Below are 17,595 nucleotides of genomic sequence, written 5' to 3'. Positions count from 1 at the left end.
GTGCCCGGACGCGCGCCAAACGTCTTTTCGATTCCGCCCGGTCTGCCGTTCCTGAAAACGCTGGCGGGAAGCCTCTTTACCGGCGCGCTCACCCCGGATTTCCGCTACGATCCGGCGGACCCACTTGCGCTTGCCGGCGTAACGATCTTCCTGCCAACACGGCGCGCGGCGCGCGTTCTGCGCTCGGAATTCGTCGACCTGCTCGGCGGCCGTTCGGCGATCCTCCCCATGATCCGCGCACTTGGCGAGACGGATGACGACAGCGGCTTCTTCGACGCGGAGCTGCCGGCGGTCCTCGACCTCGGTCCGCCGCTTTCCGGCACCGGGCGATTGGTCGAACTCGGCCGGCTGATTCTTGCCTGGCGCAACCGCCTTCCTCAGGTCGTCCTGGACATCCATGCCGAAAGCCCGCTGATCGCACCCGCGAGCCCGGCCGACGCCATCTGGCTCGCGCGCAACCTCGCCGAACTGATCGATGCGATCGAGACGGAGGAACTCGATTGGGAAGCGCTGGACGGCCTCGATGCCGGCGCACATGCGCTGTGGTGGCAACTGACGCTCGCCTTCCTGAAAATCGCCCGAACCTACTGGCCGGAGCGGCTCGCCGAGCTCAAGCATTCTTCGCCGGCGCGCCACCGCAATGCCGTGCTCAAGGCGGAAGCACAGCGGATCGCCGCCGGCAAGGTCACCGGCCCGATTATCATCGCCGGCTCCACCGGCTCGATTCCCGCGACGGCGGCGCTGATTGCGGCGGTGAAGGCCTTGCCGAACGGCACCATCGTGCTTCCTGGCCTCGACCGGAAGATGAGCGACGAGGAATGGGAGCTGGTCGGCGGGGGAGGCTCTGTCACCCCGGACCCGGCGAGCCGCACCCACCCGCAATACGGTCTTCGGCAATTGCTGAAAAGCATGAGCGTCGAGCGCAGTGAAGTTTCGGTACTGGGTTGCGTCGAGAGCATTCTTGACGACCGCAGTGCCGTTCTCTCGCGCGCCCTTCTGCCCGCAAACGCGACGGACAGTTGGATGCGGACGCGGGAGGAATTCGACTCGGGCAAGCTTCTTGCGGCCTTTGCCGACGTGGCGCTGATCGAGGCGGCAAACGAACGCGAGGAGGCGACAGCGATCGCGATCGCGCTCAGGCTGGCGCTCGAAGAAGACGAGAACAGCCAGGCAGCGCTCGTCACGCCTGATCGCGGCCTTGCGCGTCGGGTCGGCGCCGAGCTCCAGCGCTTCGGCATCGAGGCCGACGATTCCGCCGGCATCGCGCTCTCCGCAACGCCGGCCGGCACGCTTGCCCGGCTGCTGGTCGAAGCGGCGCTCCGGCCGAACGACGCCGTTCCGCTCGTCGCGCTTCTCAAGCATCCGCTGGCGCGGTTCGGCCGAACGGCAGAGGATGCGCGCCGCGCCGCCGACGTGCTGGAGTTGATGGCCCTACGGGGCGGAACCGACGTCGCCGATATCTCGACCCTCGAAGCGCTGCTCGACAAGGCGCTGGCAAGGCACGGCACAGACCGCCACCCACCGCCCTGGCGAGATGCCGTGGACGCGAATGTCATTGCCGAGGCGCGCGGGCTAACCCGGCGGATCGCGGCCGCGGTCCAGCCATTGACCGGGACATTCGTGGCCGGAGACGGTCGGAAGCGCTCGATGGTGCTGACACTCGCGGATTGGGCGGAACAAACGGGCCGCGCGCTCGAGGCCGTGGCCATGGACGAACGCGGCAGCCTGGGAGCGCTCTGGGGATCGGAGGCCGGCGAGACACTGGCGGCGCTGTTCGGCAGCATCATCGAGACCGAAGGCCAGATGGAGGCCGACGGACCGCAATGGTGCGACATCATGGAGGCGCTGTCGGCCGGCGAGGCGGTCAAGCCCCGGTCGATGCGACACCCGCGGGTGTTCATCTTCGGCGCGCTCGAGTCGCGCTTGCAAAGCGTCGATCTCGTCGTGCTCGGCGGCATGAACGAGGGCACCTGGCCGGGGCAGACCTCCAACGATCCCTTCCTGTCGCGGACGATGAAGGCGGGAATCGGCCTCGAACCGCCGGAACGGCGGACCGGGCAACTCGCGCATGATTTTCAGATGGCCTGCGGCACGCGCCGGCTGATTTTCTCGCGGTCCATGCGTCAGGGCTCGGCACCGACGGTCGCATCTAGATGGCTGCAGCGGCTGCAGGCCCTTGGCGGCGAGACACTGACCGAGCGACTCCGGGCAAATGGCGCTGCCTATCTTCATTGGATGCGCATGCTCGATGAGGGCGGGCGCCAGCCGCTCGCCGAGCGGCCGCAACCAAAGCCACCCGCAGAACTGCAGCCACGCAAATACTCTTTCAGCGAAGTGACGAGGCTTCGCCGCGACCCCTATTCCATCTACGCCCGGCGGATCCTGAGGCTGGAGCCGGTCGATCCGTTCAACCGCGATCCGGGCGCGGCCGAGCGCGGCTCGCTCTACCACCGCATCGTCGAGCGCTTCGTGAAGGGCGGCTTCGATTCCGCCTCGCATGAAGGGCAGGAGGCGATGGTGCAATTAATCAACGAAGCCTTCGACGAGGAGAAACTGCCCGCCCACATCGATACGATCTGGCGACCGCGCTTCCGGGCAGTAGCGAAGGCATTCCTTTCCTGGGAACGCGAACGCCGGCCCGGCATCGTCAAATCCTTCACCGAGGTCTCCGCCGCAATGGATCTCGGCCTAGATGACGTGAGGCTCACCGGAATTGCAGACCGGCTCGATCGGCTGAAAGACGGATCGATCGACATCATCGACTACAAGACGGGCTCCGCCCCGTCGCCAAAGGAAGCACGCGCGCTGCTCGATCCGCAACTCGCACTGGAGGCCGCCGCACTCAAGGCAGGCGCATTCGGGGCGATCGGGCCCGCGAGGCCGCACTCGCTCAGCTATGTCCGGCTGAAGCCCGGCCGCCGCTTTGCCGTCGACAAGGTCAATAACGAAAACGGCAAGTCGAGAGAGACGAAATCCGCCGAGCAACTGGCCACTGAATCGCTCAGCGAACTGAAGAAGCTCCTCGAGGCGCTGCTGACCGGGCGATACGGTTTTGCCTCCCGCCTGATCGTTCAGAAGGAGCGAGACTACGGCGGCGAATACGATCATCTGGCGCGGGTCGCCGAATGGGCGACCGCCGACGGCGAGGATGACGATGAGGAATGACCCTTTCGGCCTCGTGGATGGCAGGCCCGAGGCGTGGCTAGACTGGACGACCGCGCAGCAGGCGCTCGCCTCGGACCCGGCTCGCTCGGCCTGGGTTTCCGCCAACGCCGGATCGGGCAAGACGCATGTGCTGACGCAGCGCGTCATCAGGCTGCTGCTCGCCGGTTGCCGGCCTTCCGCCATCCTTTGCCTCACCTATACGAAGGCGGCAGCGTCGGAAATGTCGAACCGCATTTTCGAGCGGCTTGCCGAATGGGCAACACTCGACGATGCCGCGCTCGGCGAGCGGATCGCAGCGATCGAAGGGACGCGCCCGCCGCTTGCGAAAGTGCATGAAGCGCGGAGGCTGTTCGCCAAGGCGCTGGAGACGCCGGGCGGCCTGAAAATTCAGACGATCCACGCCTTTTCGGAGGCGCTGCTCCACCAGTTTCCGCTCGAGGCCAATGTCGCCGGACACTTCTCCGTTCTCGACGACCGCGCCGCCGCGGTGCTGCTTGCGGATGCGCGGCGGGCACTTCTGACCGCAACGGCTGGAAGGGGCGAGGAGGCGCTGGAAGGCGCGTTCGCAACGGTTCTCGACCTTGCGGACGACACCGGGCTCGAGAAGCTGCTCGAGGCGATCGTTGCCAACCGGGCGCCAATCCAGACCTTTCTCGATCGCGCTTCGGAAAAGGGCGGTATCGAGGCATATCTGCGCACAGCACTCGGCATCGCCCCCGGCGAAACGGTCGAGAAGGTGATGGCGAGCGCCTGGCCGCTCGCCGGCCTCGTTGGCACGGCGCTCGACCGTTACATCGAGCTTGCGCTCGAGTTCGGCGGCGCCAAAGCCGCTGACATTGCCAATGGCCTGAAGACGATTCGGGGCTGTGACGATGCGGAGGAGCGCTTTACCGGCCTTGTCGAACTGTTCTTCAACGGCGGCGGCAAGCCGAAGGCGGATTCGACCTTCTTTAACAAGGCGATGCTGGCGAAAGCGCCGCATCTTCCCCCTTTGGTCGAGGAAGCACGCAGCCACATTGCCGCATGCCGGGATCGCCTCAGCATCCTGCGGATGTATGAGGCGACGCGAGCCGCCCTCATCCTGGCGGAAAGGCTCAACCGCGATTATGAAGAACTCAAGAAGGCGCGCAGCCAACTCGATTTCGAAGACCTAATCAATCGCACGGCGGCGCTTCTTTCTCGTAGCGACGTCGGCGCCTGGGTGCATTACAAGCTCGACCAGGGCATCGACCACATCCTCGTCGACGAGGCGCAGGATACGAGCCCGGCGCAATGGACGATCATTCAGGCGCTGGCGGCCGACTTCTTCTCCGGCGACACGGCCCGGGCCGACGAGCGAACGATCTTCGCCGTCGGCGACGAGAAGCAGTCGATCTATTCCTTCCAGGGCGCGCGGCCGGAACGCTTCTCGCGCGAAAGTCTCGTCACCGAACGTCGCGTGCGCGCCGGCAACAAGTACTTCAGCCCGATCCGGCTGCAACTCTCCTTCCGCTCGACCGTGGACGTGCTGTCGGCGGTCGATACCGTCTTCACCAATCCGAGCAATGCCAAGGGCCTGAGCGCCCGAAACGAGGCTGTCGTACACGCTTCCAACCGCATCGGCCATCCTGGTGCCGTCGATATCTGGGATGTCATCGCGCCGGAAGCGATGGCCTCCAATGAGGAATGGACCGCGCCGTTCGACGCGACGCCCGAGCGCGCGCCGGTGAATATCCTTGCCCGCAGAATTGCGGCTGTTCTCGAAGACTGGATCGGCAAGGAGACGGTTATCGAAAAGGGCGTTCGGCGCCCCTTACGTCCCGGCGACGTAATCGTGCTCGTGCGCAAGCGCGATGCCTTCGTCAATGCGCTGACACGAGCGCTGAAGCGCCGCGGCAATATTCCCGTTGCCGGCGCCGACCGGCTCGTGCTGACGAGCCATATCGCGGTCCAGGACCTGATGGCGCTCGGCCGCTTCCTGCTGCTGCCGGAGGATGACCTGTCGATCGCAGCACTCCTCAAGAGCCCGCTCTTCAACCTCGGTGAGGACGATCTCTTCGAACTGGCGGCGCGCCGTCCGGCAGGCGAAAGCCTGTGGCGGCGGCTGCAGCAACTCGGCGCGGAGGAGACGAGCCGCTTCCACGAACTGGTGAAGACCCTTAACGGTTATGGCGCCCTCGCCCGAACACTCCCGCCGCACGACTTCTATGCCCGCGTCCTCGGCGCTGATGGCGGCCGACGCGCCTTCCTCGCGCGGCTCGGCAGCGAGGTCAGCGACATTCTGGACGAATTCATGACCTTTGCCCTCGACCAGGAACGGAGCGGCCTTCCCGGCCTGCAGGCCTTCGTCTCGACGCTCGAGATCGAGGCGCCGACGGTGAAGCGCGAGCAGGACAAGGAGCGCGACGAGGTGCGCGTAATGACGGTGCATGCGGCAAAAGGCCTCGAGGCGCCCGTCGTCTTCCTGGTCGACGGCGGGGGCGAAGCCTTCGTCCGCCAGCAGGTGTCGGACCTCCGACTTCTCGAAAGACGCCGGTCCGACCGCTCCGTCATCAGCGTTCCGGTCTGGCGTGCGCCGGGCTCGGCATCAAACACGCTGATCGAAGACGACAACCAACGCCTGAAGAAGCTGGCGGAGGAGGAATACCGCCGGCTTCTCTACGTCGGCATGACGCGCGCCGCCGACCGCCTGGTGGTTTGCGGCTATCGCGGTCAGCGGCAGACCCTTGATACCTGGCACTCCATGGTGCAGGGCACGCTCGCCCACGACCCCAAGGGGCGAGCGACACCGGCGGTCTTCCGCGCCTGCGGCGAGGAATGGCAGGGTCTCGTCTGGCGGGAGACGCATGTGCCGAAAGCGATTCCCTCGAGCGATGGGGGAAAGCTCGCCACGAAAGCGCCATCCAGCCTGCCGGAGGCGCTATTCCAACCGCTGCCGCCGCAACGCCGGCTGCCGCGGCCGCTCACCCCTTCCGGCACCGCGGTGGCGATTGACGATCCGGATGGCGAAGCGATCGTCGGCTCAGCCCTCTTTGCCGACAAAGCCGCACCGAACGTTTCGATGCTGCGTGGCGCGATCCTGCATCGGCTGCTGCAGGTTCTTCCGACGATCGAGGCCGGCGAGCGCCAGGCTGTAGCGGAGCGCTATCTCGCCCGCTCAGTACCACGCTGGCCCGAAACGGAACGGCGTGCACTGGCTGAGGCCGTCATGGACGTTCTCGCGCGTCCGGAGCTGAAGACCCTGTTCACGGACGGCAGCCGCGCGGAAGTTTCCGTCATGGGAACCCTGAAGCTCGGCACCCGCGAGTTCGCCGTCTCCGGCCGCATCGATCGTCTGGCCGTTTCCGGCGACACGGTGACCATCGCCGATTTCAAGACCAACCGCCAGGTGCCGGTATCGCTTGAAGAGATTGCGCCCCCCTACCGCACCCAGCTCGCGATCTATCGCGAACTCCTGAAACCGCTCTATCCGGACAGGAAAATCCGATCGGTGCTGATCTTTACCGGAGGTCCTGCGGTCTGGACGCTGCCCGATGCGGTTCTGGACGCCAGCCTTGAAGAGCTCGCGACAAAGTGAGATACACCTTATTGAAAATCCAGTGGCGCGGCCTCACATGAGGCACAACATCTGGACGATGCCTATTTCCGAACACACAAGGAGCAGCCGATGGCTACCGTTAAAGTCGATGCGTCCAACTTTCAAAAGGAGGTCCTGAATTCCGCCGAGCCGGTCGTCGTCGACTTCTGGGCAGAATGGTGCGGTCCGTGCAAAATGATCGCGCCGAGCCTCGAAGAGATCGCCACCGAACTGGCCGGCAAGGTGAAGGTGGCCAAGCTCAACATCGACGAAAACCCGGAGCTCGCCGCCCAGTACGGCGTCCGCTCGATCCCGACGCTTGCGATTTTCAAGGCGGGTGAAGTGGCCGACATCAAGGTCGGGGCGGCGCCGAAGACGGCCTTGAGCTCGTGGATTTCGAGCGCGGCCGCTTGAGCTGACGCGCCTGACCGTTGGAATTCATGACTGAGAAGCCCGGCTTGCCGGGCTTTTTTCTTGTCGGCGGCTCTCCATGATTTCAATCATCAGGAGGCCTGCGTTTGGAGCCTCAAGCCAGGCCAAGCCAGGCCAAGCCCGTGGATGACCACGGGGCCGAACGGAAGCGGCAGGGATCTTGGTTCGAAATCGTATCGAAACTCACCGCGGTGGCGTGCCATTTTCCGCGAGCACATCGCCGACGAGGTAAAGCGAGCCGCCGATCAGGATGCGGGGCGGCACGGGATCCTCGCCGGTCAGTTCGGCGATCAAGCCAAGCGCCTCCGCAACAGATGAGCAAGCACTAGCCTCCAGGCCTGCCGAGGCAGCATCTGCGGCAAGGGCCACCGGATCGAGTCCTGCGTCCGAGCCCTGGATCGGTACAGTGAAGACCTGCTCGGCGAGGTCGAGGAAAGCCTGGAAATAGCCAACCGGATCCTTGGTGTTGATCATGCCGATCACGAGGAACAGCGGGCGTGGCTCGCGCTCCTCGAAAGTCGCCATGGCCTCGGCGATGACCTGGCCGGCGCCTGGATTGTGGCCGCCGTCGATCCAGATCTCGGCACCTTGGGGGCCGTGATGCGAGAGCTTGCCGCCGGCAAGACGCTGCAGTCGTCCGGGCCAGTCGACGCTTGCCAATCCCTTTTCGATCGCCGGCTCGGGGACGTCGAACCCTGCCGCGCGTACCGCCCGGATCGCTGCCGCAGCGTTGGCGAACTGATGGCGGCCGGGCAGGCGCGGCAGAGGCAGGTCCAAAAGCCCGTCTTCATCCTGATAGATCAGCCTGCCGAATTCCTCATGCGCCATGAAGTCCTGGCCATAGACGGACATCGGGCAGCCAAGACGCTCGGCGGTTTCGGCGAGCACCTCGCGAACGCCGTCCTCCTCCTGGTGACCGATCACTACCGGACGGCCGCCTTTCATGATGCCGGCTTTCTCGGCTGCGATCAGCTCCACCCGATCGCCGAGATAGGCCTGATGATCGAGCGAGATCGGCATGATGACGGAACAGGCCGGCCGGGCGATGACATTCGTTGCATCGTAGCGGCCGCCGAGCCCGACTTCGATGATCGCGGCGTCGGCGGGATGCTCCGCGAAAAGCACGAAAGTGACCGCCGTCAGGATTTCGAAGACGGTGATGTTCTGGCCGGCATTCGCCGCCGCGACGCGTCGTACAGCATCGGCAAGGACGGAATCGCTGACGAGCGCACCCTTGCCGCCCCTGACGCCGAGGCGGTATCGCTCGTGCCAGTTGACGAGATGGGGCGAGGTGTGGACGTGAACGCTCAAGCCGGCCGCTTCGAGGATGGCCCGACAAAAGGCCGTTGCAGAACCCTTGCCGTTGGTGCCGGCGACATGGATGACCGGCGGCAGGCGTTGTTCAGGGTTTCCGAGCGCAGCGAGCAGCCGGGTGATCCTGTCGAGCGACAGGTCGAACCCCTTTGGATGAAGCGCCAGAAGCTTCTCGATCTCCTGCGCCGCTTCGCTGACCTCAGCCGACGTCATGATATTATGCCCCGAGAAATGACCGCTGCAGCGGCAGGGAACCGGTTGCGAAGTCGATACCGGCCGCTCCACGACTTGCTGTAAATGAACTGCCGGTGGTTCACGCCCTCGCCGCGAGAGGCAGCGCAGAAACTTGAGACCCTTCCTCACGCTTTACCGCTTCAGCCGGCTTCTTCATCAGAATCTTCAGGACGCGCGCAAGCGTCTCCGGAATGTCGTGGCGCTTGACCACCATGTCGACCATTCCATGTTCCAGAAGATATTCGGAGGTCTGGAAGCCGTCGGGGAGCTTTTCGCGAAGGGTCTGCTCGATCACCCGCTTGCCGGCAAAGCCGATCTCCGCGCCGGGCTCGGCCATATGGACGTCGCCGAGCATCGCATAGGACGCGGTGACGCCGCCGGTCGTCGGATTGGTCATTACGACGACGTAGGGAAGCCCCGCTTCCTTCAGCATGTTCACGGCAACGGTGGTGCGCGGAAGCTGCATCAGCGACAGGATGCCTTCCTGCATGCGAGCGCCGCCCGAAGCCGGGAAGATTACCAGAGGGGTTTTTTCGGCGATCGCCCGCTCGAAGGCCCTGACGATCGCCTCTCCGGCGGCCATGCCGAGCGAGCCGCCGATGAAGTTGAACTCATGGGCGACGGCGACCAGCTTGACGCCCCGGACAAGGCCGAGTCCGGCGACGATCGTATCCTCGAGTTCGGTCTTGGCGCGGCTGTCGCGCAGGCGGTCGCTGTATTTCTTGGAATCGCGGAACTTAAGCGGATCCTGCGCAACCCTCGGCTGCGGCAATGTCTCGAAAATGCCGCCGTCGAAGAGATCCTTCAGGCGTGCCTTGGCCGGCATCTTCATGTGATAGCCGGATTGCGGAATGACCCACTTGTTCTCTTCGAGATCGCGATGGAACACCATCTCGCCGGTTTCTGGGCATTTGATCCAGAGGTTTTCCGGAACCTCCCTGCGACCCAGCATCGAATTGATCTTCGGCCGAACGTAATTTGTGATCCAGTTCACTTATAGACTCCTGAAGGCTTCCATCGAGTTGTGCGCGTCGAAAGGGGCAGTTATTCGGCAGCTACGGCCCTTGCCGCCCGCACCCCGGCCGAAAGGCCCCTGACCAGCGCTTCGACACCCGGCACGGTTGCTTCCGTCGCGCCACCCTCTTCCGTGAGGCTCGAGGCGATCTGGTTGACGATCGCCGTTCCCACGACGACCCCGTCAGCCGAGGCCCCGATCACCCGCGCATGGTCGGCGGTCTTGACGCCGAAGCCGACGCAGACGGGCAATTGCGTATGCGTCTTGATCCGCGCAACGGCGCCGGCAATCAGGGCGGGCTCGGGCAGAGCCGAGCCGGTGATGCCGTTCATCGAAACGTAATATACGAAACCGGAGGTGTTTTCGAGAACCTTCGGCAGGCGGCGGTCGTCCGTCGTCGGCGTTGCCAGGCGGATGAAGTTGATACCCTTTTCCAGCGCCGGAATGCAGAGCTCATCGTCCATTTCCGGCGGCAGGTCGACGATGATCAGGCCGTCGACGCCGGCGTCCAGCGCATCCTCCAGGAAGCGCTCGACTCCATAGACATAGATCGGGTTGTAGTAACCCATCAGCACGATCGGCGTGCGCTGGTCCTCTGCCCGGAAGCGCCTTGCAAGCTCGAGCGTCTTGGCGAGCGTCTGCCCGGCCTTGAGTGCCCGCTGGCCGGCAAGCTGGATGGCCGGCCCGTCGGCCATAGGATCGGAAAACGGGACGCCGAGCTCGATGACGTCGGCGCCGGCTTTCGGCAATGCCTTCATGATCGCCAGCGATGTGTCGAAATCCGGGTCGCCGCCCATGAAATAGGTGACAAGGACCGGGCGACCTTCTGCCGCGACGTCGGTGAACCTTTGTTCCATGCGTGCGGTCATGATCGTTACTGTCCCATTCCGAGAATTTTGCCGACGGTGAAGATGTCCTTGTCGCCGCGGCCGGAGAGATTCATCAGGATGATCTCGTCCTTACCCATCTTCGGTGCACGCTTGATGACTTCCGCAAGCGCGTGCGAAGGTTCGAGCGCCGGGATGATGCCTTCGAGCCGCGTCAGCGTCTGGAAGGCTTCGAGCGCCTCATGGTCCATGATCGGCACGTATTCGACACGACCGACATCGTTGAGCCAGGCGTGTTCCGGGCCGATGCCCGGATAATCGAGCCCGGCGGAGATGGAATGGCCCTCCTTGATCTGGCCATCACCGTCCTGCAGCAGGTAGGTTCGATTGCCGTGCAGCACACCCGGCGAACCGGCCGTGATCGAGGCGCAATGCTCGTCGCCGTCGAGTCCCTTGCCGCCGGCTTCGACGCCGACGATCTTCACGCCACCCTCGTCCAGGAACGGATGGAAGATGCCGATCGCATTGGAGCCGCCACCAACCGCCGCCACGACGAGGTCGGGAAGACGGCCTTCGGCTGCCAAAATCTGTTCCTTGGCTTCCTCGCCAATGACCGACTGGAAGTCGCGAACCATTTCCGGATAGGGATGCGGTCCGGCGGCCGTGCCGATCAGGTAATAGGTACTGTCGACATTCGTAACCCAGTCGCGCAGCGCCTCGTTCATCGCATCCTTCAGCGTGCCGTTGCCGGCGGTCACCGGCTTCACTTCGGCGCCGAGCAGCTTCATGCGGAAGACGTTGGGTGCCTGCCGCTCGACGTCGGTCGCACCCATATAGACGACGCAAGGCAGGCCGAAGCGGGCGGCCACCGTGGCGGACGCAACGCCATGCTGGCCGGCTCCGGTTTCGGCGATGATGCGCGTCTTACCCATACGCTTGGCGAGCAGGATCTGGCCGATGCAATTGTTGATCTTGTGCGAACCGGTGTGATTCAGTTCCTCGCGCTTGAAATAGATCTTCGCGCCGCCAAGTTCCGCCGTCAGCCGCTCTGCGAAATAAAGCGGGCTCGGGCGGCCGATATAATGGGCGCCAAGTTTTTCGAGCTCCGCCTTGAAGGTCGGATCGGTTTTCGCCTTGTTCCATTCAGCCTGGAGGTCCAGGATGAGCGGCATCAGCGTTTCAGCCACGAAACGGCCACCGAAGATGCCGAAACGGCCGTCCTCGTCGGGTCCGGCTCGAAAGGAGTTCGGTTTGGGCGGCTGGTTCACGTATTGCTCCCTGATCATGGCCGTTCGGTTTCGGCGCGGCGAACCGCATCGAAAAATTCATCCATAAGCTTCAAATCCTTGACACCCGGCGCGCTCTCGATGCCGGAGGAGATATCGACGGCGCGGGCACCCGTCAGGGCCATTGCTTCGCCGATATTTGCTGCATTCAGCCCACCGGAAAGCATGTAATCGACGCGCTCGTCAAGCGCATCAAGCAGGCGCCAGTCGAAGGAAATCCCATTGCCGCCGGGCAAATCAGACCCGACCGGCGGCTTGGCGTCGAAAAGAAAACGATCGACGATGCCGAGATAGGGATCGATCCGATCCAGGTCGGAAGCCTCGCGGATCGGTAGCGCCTTCATCACGGGCAGGCCGTAGATCGCCTTGACCGTCAACACCCGATCCGGGCTCTCGCCGCCGTGAAGCTGCAGGATGTCCGGATTGAGCGCGGCGACGATCTCGTCGAGATCGTCGTTCTCCGCGTCGACAGTGACGGCGACGATCTTGGCGCGCCCTCGAATGCCTTTCGCCACGCGGGCCGCATCGTCAGGTTCGATGTTACGGGGGCTCCTGGGAAAGAAGATGAAGCCCGTATGCGAGGCGCCACGCGCCACGGCATGCTCCACGGCCTCCGGGGTTTTCAAACCACAAATCTTCACTTCGGTTTTCATGGGAAGCGACCTTGCATGAAAAGTGACGCGAGTCGAGCAAAACCGTTGCTTTTCCGCGCGGATTGTCGGCGCCGTTGCAGCAACGGTTTTCATCGCATACCAAAGCCGTGCCGCATCGGGATTGCCCCGATCGGCGCCTCAGTCCCGTCTCACCTGCCAAAGCCGCGCCAAGTCTTCATTCAGCCGAAGTCGATCGCGTGCAGCATGGTGCCGTTGCGCTTCAGCCACCGCCTGGCATCGTTGGTATCCGGGCACAATCTCTCGCAAAGAGACCAGAAATTGGGCCCGTGGTTCATCTCCTTGAGATGGGCGACCTCGTGGGCAGCGAGATAGGCGATCACCTTCGGCGGCGCCATGACGATGCGCCAGGAGAAGCTCAGGTCCCCCTCGGCGGAACAGGAGCCCCAGCGGCTGCGGGTGTCCTTGAGGCTCAGCGAGCGCGCCCGGCGATCGATTCTGCCGCAATAGATCGCCACGAGGCGCTCCAGTTCGAAACGCGCCTCTTTTTTCAGGAAATCGGCAATGCGTCGTCGCAGGTGTTCCTCCGCGCCGCCCACCATGAGCACCGCTTCCTCACCGACCATCACCGCTTCCGTCAGCCCGCGAATGCGGCCGGTTCGCTCGATACGGTGGGCTACGCCGCGGATGAAGATCATCCCCCCATGCTCAAGCTCGCTTTCGCCGGAGAAGCGCGCGAGCTTGGTCATCAGCCAGCCGTGGTGGCGGGTGAGGAACGCGCTGACTTCTCGCTCCGGCAGTCCCTCGGGAACGGTCAGCTTCAAGGAACGGCCGCCGGGCTCTATGCGGAGCGTCAAGCGGCTGGCGCGCGCGTTCTGGCGGATCGTCAAGGGCAGTACCTTGCCTGCCACTTCGATCTCCCGCATGACTTGAGCAGGCGTTCCACCGCCACGGCGCCGCTTGAGGGAAGGAAACATGGAAGCCTGTTTAGCCGATTCGGGGTGTCGTTGACACGTCCTGAACGGGCAATCGCCATGCGTCTTGTCGGACATATCGGACGCGTAAGGATCGCAATCGCCTTGACGCGGCTAAGCCTTTCGTGGCGATGCGATAATTCCGGCGTTTCATGTGAAACGCCGGATGCTTTGCGTCAGTCGACCGTTGCCGGGCCAGCACCGCCGTTTCTGCGCTCGCGCATGAAACGGTCAAACTCTTCCTGGTCCTTGGCGCGCCGGAGCTCGCGAACATAGGCGTCGAATTCCTCGCGCATCCGATCAAGCTTGCGGCGCTCCTCCTCAAGACGCGCAAGTTCCGCGTCGCGCCACTCGTCGAATGCGACATTGCCGGTCCGGTGGGCCCAGTGGCGGCCGCTATTCCGCCGGAAGCCGGCACACATGCGGTCAACGCTGTCGTTGGCGTCCTTCTTGAAGGCTTTCAGTTTGTCGCCAAACATGATGTAGGCGAGCATCGCCAGGCCAAGGGGCCAGAACACAATGAAGCCGAGCACCATCAGCGCGATCGTTGCAGGCGTCCAGTCCGGACGGATCAATGCAGATTGGTTCATCGTCAGCACACCTCTCAATCAGCAGGCCACCCGTTGTGGCCCGATGAAAACGATGTGGGAAAGGCCATCATGGTCTACAAGATCGACGCCCCCGAAATCGGACAAATGCTTGACTCCAAGGGACGAAATCGTGAGCAGATCCCGAAAATCGCCTCTTTTGCGACCCTCGCAGAACCAAGCCGCAGAGTTCACCTCATTTGCTCGCCCGCGGTTCGGCCGTTCACGCCGACTTTCCGCCCTGGATGATCTGCTTGACCGGCCTACTGTGGCGCGAATGCGCCCGCTGAAAGGCCACGATGCGCGGCGCGATCTCGCGGCGGAAGCGCGAGCCGTTGAACACGCCGTAATGGCCGACGTCTGGCTGCATGTAATGCTCGCGCATGTGCTGCGGAATGTTCGTGCAGATCGTGTGAGCAGCCCTGGTCTGACCGACACCGGAAATGTCGTCGTTCTCGCCCTCGACGGTCAACAGCGCCACACGGCGGATCGCGGTCGGATCGACGCGCTTGCCGCGATGCACCATCTCGCCCTTTGGAAGCGCATGCTGCATGAATACGACCTGGACCGTCTGCAGATAGAACTCGGCCGTCAGGTCCATGACCGCCAGATACTCGTCGTAGAATTCGCGATGCTTGTCGGCGGCATCGCCATCGTTCTTGACGAGATGAGCGAAGAACTCCTTGTGGGCGATCAGGTGCCGGTCGAGATTCATCGACATGAAGCCCGAGAGCTGCAGGAAGCCTGGATAAACCATGCGCATGAATCCCGGCTGCGGCCATGGCACCGGCATGATGACGTTGTCGCGGAACCACTCGACCGGCCGCCGCTCCGCTAATTGATTGACGCCGGTCGGGTTGATGCGGGTGTCGATCGGACCGCCCATCAGCGTCATCGAGGCGGGCGAAAGCGGATCATTGTCCGCTTCCATCAGCGCGGCCGCGGCTAACACCGGCACCGCCGGCTGGCAGACACCGACCACATGCGTGTCGGGCCCGAGGAAATGCAGGATCTGGATGACGTAGTCGATATAGTCGTCGAGATCGAACGTGCCCTCGCTCAAGGGCACCATCCGAGCGTCCATCCAATCGGTGATGTAGATGTCGGAATGGGGCAACAGCGCCTCGACGGTGCCGCGCAGCAGCGTTGCGTAGTGGCCCGACATCGGCGCTACGATAAGCACTTTCGGGTCGGCCGCCTTTCCCGCGGCGAGCGATCGTTCGAAATGGATGAGATTGCAGAATGGCGCGCGCCAGACGATCTTCTCACGGACGGGTGTGGGCTGACCGTCCACAACCGTCTCGGCAAGTCCGAATTCCGGTTTGCCGTAGCGCCGCGTCGCGCGTTCGAACACCTCCAGTCCCGCAGCGGCCGCGCGGCCGAAATACGTATGCGAGACCGGGTTCATCGGATTCCTGTAGGCCAGCCGCATGGCGTCCGCTGCCGCCCGCCACGGCGCCATCATGGCATGGTTCATTTCGTAAAGCTGGTAGAACATGCGACGCGTACCCCTTCTTTCAATCGATGACGGCGCCGCTCCCAGTCCGACGCAAGCCTTGCGAGTATTTGTCTTGTCGGCCGCACTCTCCTTCAGAGTACCACTTTTCTTGTGCAGCGCAACAAAGAGACCCCTAACCTAACCTTTTGGGGAAAGGGATCATATTACTAAAAGGAATCATATTACTAATATATGAGGATAGCATTGTGGGGGCTATCGAGCTGTGACGTTCGTACCTCATGAGACGGAAATTCCGTAGAATCGGGCCGCCGTCCCCAGAAAAATCGCCCGCCGCTCCGACTCCGTCCGATGCGCCGTCAGCGCACGAGCGGCGGCAAACCACGCCGCATAGTCCGCAGCGAGCAGCACCACCGGCCAGTCGCTGCCGAACATCACGCGATCGGCACCGAAAACGTCGATAAGATGAGCGGCATAGGGCCGCAATCGCTCGATCGACCATGCCCCGCCGGCTTCCGTCACCAGCCCGGAGAGCTTGACATGCACATTCCGCCGAAGCGCGAGCGCCGCCATATCGGTCCGCCAGGGCTCCATCCTGCCCTCGGCAATGAAGGGCTTCGCTCCATGATCGATGACGATCTGAAGCTCCGGCAATCGGTCGGCAAGGGCTGCGATCACCGGCAGGTGGCGCGGCTGGATCAGCGCGTCGAAGCGAAGATCCAGATGCGGTAAGGCCTCAAGCGTCGCGATCGCCTCCGGCCTGAGGATCCAGGCGGTTTCGGCGATGCTCTGCAGCATCGGACGAATGCCCCTGAACTTGCGATGGCTCTTCAACCGCTCGATCTCGGCGACGGCGCCGGGAGCGAGCACGTCCACCCAGCCGACCACCGCCGCGACCGTCTCTTCCCGTTCCGCAAGCGCGAGCAGGAAGTCGGTTTCCGCGCGATTGGCGGCCGCTTGAACGAGCACGGTGCGGGCGATGCCCGCCGCCGCCAAGTGTGGTTTCAGATCCTCCGGCCCGAAATCCCGGTAGATGGCCTTGAGATCCGGCCCGGGCCAATCATTGTGGCCGAGGCCGAGCATCCAATAATGCTGATGCGCGTCGATGAAGTTCATCCCGCCCCCAGCGTGATCACGGCCTTCACGAGCCCGGTCTTGTCATGGGCCCAGCGCGGCAGGTCGTCGACCGCCCCGTCGAGCGTCGTCCTGTGGGTGACGAGCGCCTCCACCGGCACTAAACCTTTGGCGATCGACGCGATCACATGGTCGAAATCCTCACGTGTCGCATTGCGGCTGGCAACGAGAGTCATCTCGCGCTTGTGGAATTCCGGATCGGAAAAGCGGATCTCGTCCTTGACCACGCTGACGAAAACCAGCGTGCCGCCATGGGCGACGTAAGCGAAGGAACGCGCCATCGAGGCGGCATTGCCGGTGGCGTCGAACACGACATCGAAGCCCTCGTTTCCAGTCGCCTGTGCGATTGCTTCCTCCACGCGCTCGCCGGCGACGATTCCTTGCGAGAAACCGAGCCTGTCGGCGGCAAAGGCGAGACGTTCGGCGCTCGTATCGAGGAGCGTCACCTCATGTCCGGCAATCCGGGAGAAGATCGCCGTTCCAAGCCCGATGGGGCCGGCGCCGATCACCAGCGAGCGGGAACCGGCTGGCACTGCGGAGCGACGGACCGCATGGGCGCCGATCGCCAGGAACTCCACCGTCGCCGCGGCTTCGGGCGAAAGATCGTTCGCCGGGTAGAGGTTCCCTTCCGGCATGACGATTTCCTCGCAGAAAGCGCCGTCGGTATGCACGCCGAGAACCCTGATCGCCGTGCAGCAATTGGGCTTGCCCTTGCGGCAGGCGACGCAGCTTCCGCAGGCGATATATGGGTTGACGACCACCAGCGTTCCGGGCGCGAGCATGCAGTCCGGCCCCGCCTCGATCACCGTCGCGGAAATCTCGTGGCCCATGACACGCGGATATTCGAGGAAGGGGTGTTTGCCCTCGAAGATGTGATAGTCGGTGCCGCAAATGCCGACGCGCCGGACGGCCAGTCGCACCCAGCCGGGGAGGGGCGCCTCCGGCCGATTGCGCTCGACGAGTTCGAGGCGTCCAGGCTCTTGGCAGACAACAGCTTTCATTGC

Annotated in this window: 13 protein-coding genes; 3 read left to right on the top strand and 10 right to left on the bottom strand. The window is 63.7% G+C overall.

Annotation, left to right across the window (positions count from 1 at the left end; all coding sequences use genetic code 11):
- The 3 genes from addB (at position 1) to trxA (ending at position 7,135) form a co-directional block, all read left to right on the top strand.
- A complete protein-coding gene (gene addB, locus J2Z31_RS21415; RefSeq protein WP_209604409.1) occupies positions 1 to 3,165 on the top strand; it encodes a double-strand break repair protein AddB in 3,165 nt (1,054 codons plus the stop codon).
- On the top strand, positions 3,155 to 6,721 hold the full coding sequence (gene addA / locus J2Z31_RS21410; RefSeq protein ID WP_209604408.1) for a double-strand break repair helicase AddA: 3,567 nt from the start codon (positions 3,155 to 3,157) through the stop codon (positions 6,719 to 6,721). The genes addB and addA overlap by 11 nt, the downstream gene beginning before the upstream one ends.
- A 90-nt stretch (positions 6,722 to 6,811) precedes the next feature.
- A complete protein-coding gene (gene trxA, locus J2Z31_RS21405; protein ID WP_209604406.1) occupies positions 6,812 to 7,135 on the top strand; it encodes a thioredoxin in 324 nt (107 codons plus the stop codon).
- A gap of 201 nt (positions 7,136 to 7,336) precedes the next feature.
- Here the strand turns inward: trxA and J2Z31_RS21400 are convergent, their stop codons facing one another.
- From J2Z31_RS21400 to J2Z31_RS21355, 10 genes are all read right to left on the bottom strand, one after another.
- Positions 7,337 to 8,680, bottom strand: a complete 1,344-nt coding sequence (locus tag J2Z31_RS21400) for a bifunctional folylpolyglutamate synthase/dihydrofolate synthase (RefSeq protein ID WP_209604404.1) — start codon at positions 8,678 to 8,680, stop codon at positions 7,337 to 7,339.
- Positions 8,681 to 8,780: 100 nt separating this feature from the next.
- On the bottom strand, positions 8,781 to 9,695 hold the full coding sequence (accD, locus tag J2Z31_RS21395) for an acetyl-CoA carboxylase, carboxyltransferase subunit beta (protein ID WP_209604401.1): 915 nt from the start codon (positions 9,693 to 9,695) through the stop codon (positions 8,781 to 8,783).
- Between the two features lie 50 nt (positions 9,696 to 9,745).
- The gene (gene trpA / locus J2Z31_RS21390) at positions 9,746 to 10,585 is read right to left on the bottom strand and encodes a tryptophan synthase subunit alpha (RefSeq protein WP_209604399.1); all 840 of its coding nucleotides are present in this window, start codon (positions 10,583 to 10,585) and stop codon (positions 9,746 to 9,748) included.
- 5 nt (positions 10,586 to 10,590) lie between these two features.
- The gene (gene trpB, locus J2Z31_RS21385; RefSeq protein WP_209604397.1) at positions 10,591 to 11,811 is read right to left on the bottom strand and encodes a tryptophan synthase subunit beta; all 1,221 of its coding nucleotides are present in this window, start codon (positions 11,809 to 11,811) and stop codon (positions 10,591 to 10,593) included.
- A 14-nt stretch (positions 11,812 to 11,825) separates the two neighbouring features.
- On the bottom strand, positions 11,826 to 12,482 hold the full coding sequence (locus J2Z31_RS21380; RefSeq protein ID WP_209604395.1) for a phosphoribosylanthranilate isomerase: 657 nt from the start codon (positions 12,480 to 12,482) through the stop codon (positions 11,826 to 11,828).
- A 179-nt stretch (positions 12,483 to 12,661) separates the two neighbouring features.
- On the bottom strand, positions 12,662 to 13,417 hold the full coding sequence (locus J2Z31_RS21375) for a M48 family metallopeptidase (protein ID WP_209604393.1): 756 nt from the start codon (positions 13,415 to 13,417) through the stop codon (positions 12,662 to 12,664).
- Between the two features lie 173 nt (positions 13,418 to 13,590).
- Complete coding sequence (locus J2Z31_RS21370) at positions 13,591 to 14,004, bottom strand: DUF2852 domain-containing protein (RefSeq protein ID WP_209604391.1); 414 nt, start codon at positions 14,002 to 14,004, stop codon at positions 13,591 to 13,593.
- Between the two features lie 220 nt (positions 14,005 to 14,224).
- On the bottom strand, positions 14,225 to 15,499 hold the full coding sequence (gene phaZ, locus J2Z31_RS21365) for a polyhydroxyalkanoate depolymerase (RefSeq protein ID WP_209604389.1): 1,275 nt from the start codon (positions 15,497 to 15,499) through the stop codon (positions 14,225 to 14,227).
- Positions 15,500 to 15,736: 237 nt separating this feature from the next.
- Positions 15,737 to 16,573: an amidohydrolase family protein gene (locus tag J2Z31_RS21360; RefSeq protein WP_209604387.1), complete on the bottom strand. Its 837-nt coding sequence runs from the start codon at positions 16,571 to 16,573 to the stop codon at positions 15,737 to 15,739.
- Positions 16,570 to 17,592 carry a zinc-binding alcohol dehydrogenase family protein gene (locus tag J2Z31_RS21355; protein ID WP_209604385.1) on the bottom strand — a complete coding sequence of 341 codons (1,023 nt, stop codon included), beginning with the start codon at positions 17,590 to 17,592 and terminating at the stop codon, positions 16,570 to 16,572. Before J2Z31_RS21355 ends, J2Z31_RS21360 begins: the two co-directional genes overlap by 4 nt.
- Positions 17,593 to 17,595 lie beyond the last annotated feature (3 nt).

This window comes from Sinorhizobium kostiense, from assembly GCF_017874595.1.
In the GTDB taxonomy this organism is placed as follows: domain Bacteria; phylum Pseudomonadota; class Alphaproteobacteria; order Rhizobiales; family Rhizobiaceae; genus Sinorhizobium; species Sinorhizobium kostiense.
The sequence above is the reverse complement of the archived record's forward strand: the minus strand, read 5'-3'. Positions and strand labels throughout refer to the sequence as shown.

What these genes read in the sequence shown, in the direction of transcription:
- addA (WP_209604408.1), top strand. Translation starts at nt 3,155, where the DNA reads ATGAGGAATGACCCTTTCGGCCTCGTGGATGGCAGGCCCGAGGCGTGG.
- trxA (WP_209604406.1), top strand. Translation starts at nt 6,812, where the DNA reads ATGGCTACCGTTAAAGTCGATGCGTCCAACTTTCAAAAGGAGGTCCTG.
- J2Z31_RS21400 (WP_209604404.1), bottom strand. Translation starts at nt 8,680, where the DNA reads ATGACGTCGGCTGAGGTCAGCGAAGCGGCGCAGGAGATCGAGAAGCTT.
- trpA (WP_209604399.1), bottom strand. Translation starts at nt 10,585, where the DNA reads ATGACCGCACGCATGGAACAAAGGTTCACCGACGTCGCGGCAGAAGGT.
- J2Z31_RS21380 (WP_209604395.1), bottom strand. Translation starts at nt 12,482, where the DNA reads ATGAAAACCGAAGTGAAGATTTGTGGTTTGAAAACCCCGGAGGCCGTG.
- J2Z31_RS21375 (WP_209604393.1), bottom strand. Translation starts at nt 13,417, where the DNA reads ATGTTTCCTTCCCTCAAGCGGCGCCGTGGCGGTGGAACGCCTGCTCAA.
- J2Z31_RS21370 (WP_209604391.1), bottom strand. Translation starts at nt 14,004, where the DNA reads ATGAACCAATCTGCATTGATCCGTCCGGACTGGACGCCTGCAACGATC.
- phaZ (WP_209604389.1), bottom strand. Translation starts at nt 15,499, where the DNA reads ATGTTCTACCAGCTTTACGAAATGAACCATGCCATGATGGCGCCGTGG.
- J2Z31_RS21360 (WP_209604387.1), bottom strand. Translation starts at nt 16,573, where the DNA reads ATGAACTTCATCGACGCGCATCAGCATTATTGGATGCTCGGCCTCGGC.
- J2Z31_RS21355 (WP_209604385.1), bottom strand. Translation starts at nt 17,592, where the DNA reads ATGAAAGCTGTTGTCTGCCAAGAGCCTGGACGCCTCGAACTCGTCGAG.